This is a genomic window from Okeania sp. SIO3I5, from assembly GCF_010672085.1.
Lineage (GTDB): Bacteria > Cyanobacteriota > Cyanobacteriia > Cyanobacteriales > Microcoleaceae > Trichodesmium.
Window position 1 is genome coordinate 1 of sequence record NZ_JAAHHT010000516.1, and the last position, 1,515, is coordinate 1,515.

Below are 1,515 nucleotides of genomic sequence, written 5' to 3' on the forward strand. Positions count from 1 at the left end.
AAAGGTAAAATTTATACTAGAACAAATCCTAGAGAATATTTAACAATATAAATCGGCTTTGTTGCATGAATGTTGCGATCGCAGATGACTGCCTGGAAAGATGCAGTTCTAGATGTGTACTTGATAACTTTCGGGTTTACCATTCTGTATCATGCGGTTCAGGATAGCACATTGAATAAATAACTCCACTGCTTGATTATCAAATGATCGTCTTCGTAACTTCCCACCAAATCAAACTTTGAACCTAAACATAGTTGTTTCAGATAGAGAGCGTCTATGGTATCCACTTTCATGCTTCCATTTCTGCCGTCCTATTTGACGAATTCGTCTGAGGTTCTCATCTCTGGGATCGGGTAGGGCTTTACAGTTGCCATGCTGCCTAATCACAGCATTTTTACGAGGTGGAATGGTCGTTTTTATCCCTCGTTCCTGAGCTCTCTGATAGCACTTGTATTTGTCATAAGCCCCATCACCTGAAACTTGTCTAATCTTACCTTCTACTCCATCTAATAGGTCAGAAAATACTTGGTCGTCACTCACATCATTGGTTGTGACAACTGCTGTGACAATCTCTCCGGTGGCTTCATTCACACCTAGATGTAATTTACGCAATTGTACACGTTTACCTACACCATGAATCCTGGTTTTCCATTCCCCTTCACCGTAGACTTTGACTCAATCAAGAATCAACTACCAAATGCATCTCTTCTGTCCTTGGTCTCACTGGTATCGCAATATTTAGTTTTCTGACCCTACGGCATACAGTGCTATGGTCTGGTACAGGTAAATCTAATCCCATTAAATCAAATATAGATTCTACAAATCCCTCTGTCTGTCGCCCTGCTAATCATGCGCAAACTACTCAGAGTGACCATTAGTTCAATAGCTACATCGCTATAGGTATTCGATGCTCCCTGACGCCCAGTTTTATGTTGATTTACCCACTGTTCTATCACTTCATAACTTAGCCAAAATGTCAGACTCCCTCTCTGTTTTAAGGAGGCATCATAGTCAGACCAGTTGCTAACCCGGTACTTGGACTTGGACTTAGACTTGGACTTAGACTTGGACTTAGACTTGGACTTAGACTTGGACTTGGACTTACTCATATCTACAGTTAATGCAGGATTTTGTGCTACCCACTGTTATTTTTACCCTCTTTCCTTCCTTTGTGCAACAAAGCCTGATAAATCTATGATTTTCTATAAATAACTTGTTCTAGTTACAGTCGATGGGGATATCGCTATCCCTCACCTCTGTTTCAAAACCGTACGTGAGACTTTCACCTCATACGGCTCCTCGTTATATAGGTAGTATGCTTGTCTTTCTAGTTTTCCTACTAACCTTGCGTTCTTCCCACCTTTGTTTCAAAGCTTCTAGGGTTTGCCACTCTGACCTAGGTGTATTTTTCTACCCACAACGGGCAACGAAGTTATATTTATAGTGGAACCGCATACCACTTACACCTGTTGGCTGAGTTTTGGCTTACTATGCTCAGTTTTCAGTATTCCAACA

The 1,515-nt window shown here is 41.1% G+C and carries 1 protein-coding gene and 1 pseudogene; both read right to left on the bottom strand.

Annotated features, from left to right (window positions below; translation table 11 throughout):
* Window positions 1-11 precede the first annotated feature (11 nt).
* Window positions 12-143 carry a hypothetical protein gene (locus F6K40_RS40135; RefSeq protein ID WP_293145902.1) on the bottom strand — a complete coding sequence of 44 codons (132 nt, stop codon included), beginning with the start codon at window positions 141-143 and terminating at the stop codon, window positions 12-14.
* Window positions 109-980, bottom strand: a pseudogene (locus tag F6K40_RS40140) (IS5 family transposase). The gene F6K40_RS40135 and the pseudogene F6K40_RS40140 overlap by 35 nt, the downstream one beginning before the upstream one ends.
* Window positions 981-1,515: the final 535 nt, after the last annotated feature.

Coding starts and splice junctions, on each gene's coding strand:
- F6K40_RS40135 (WP_293145902.1), bottom strand. CDS start 143: ATGGTAAACCCGAAAGTTATCAAGTACACATCTAGAACTGCATCTTTC.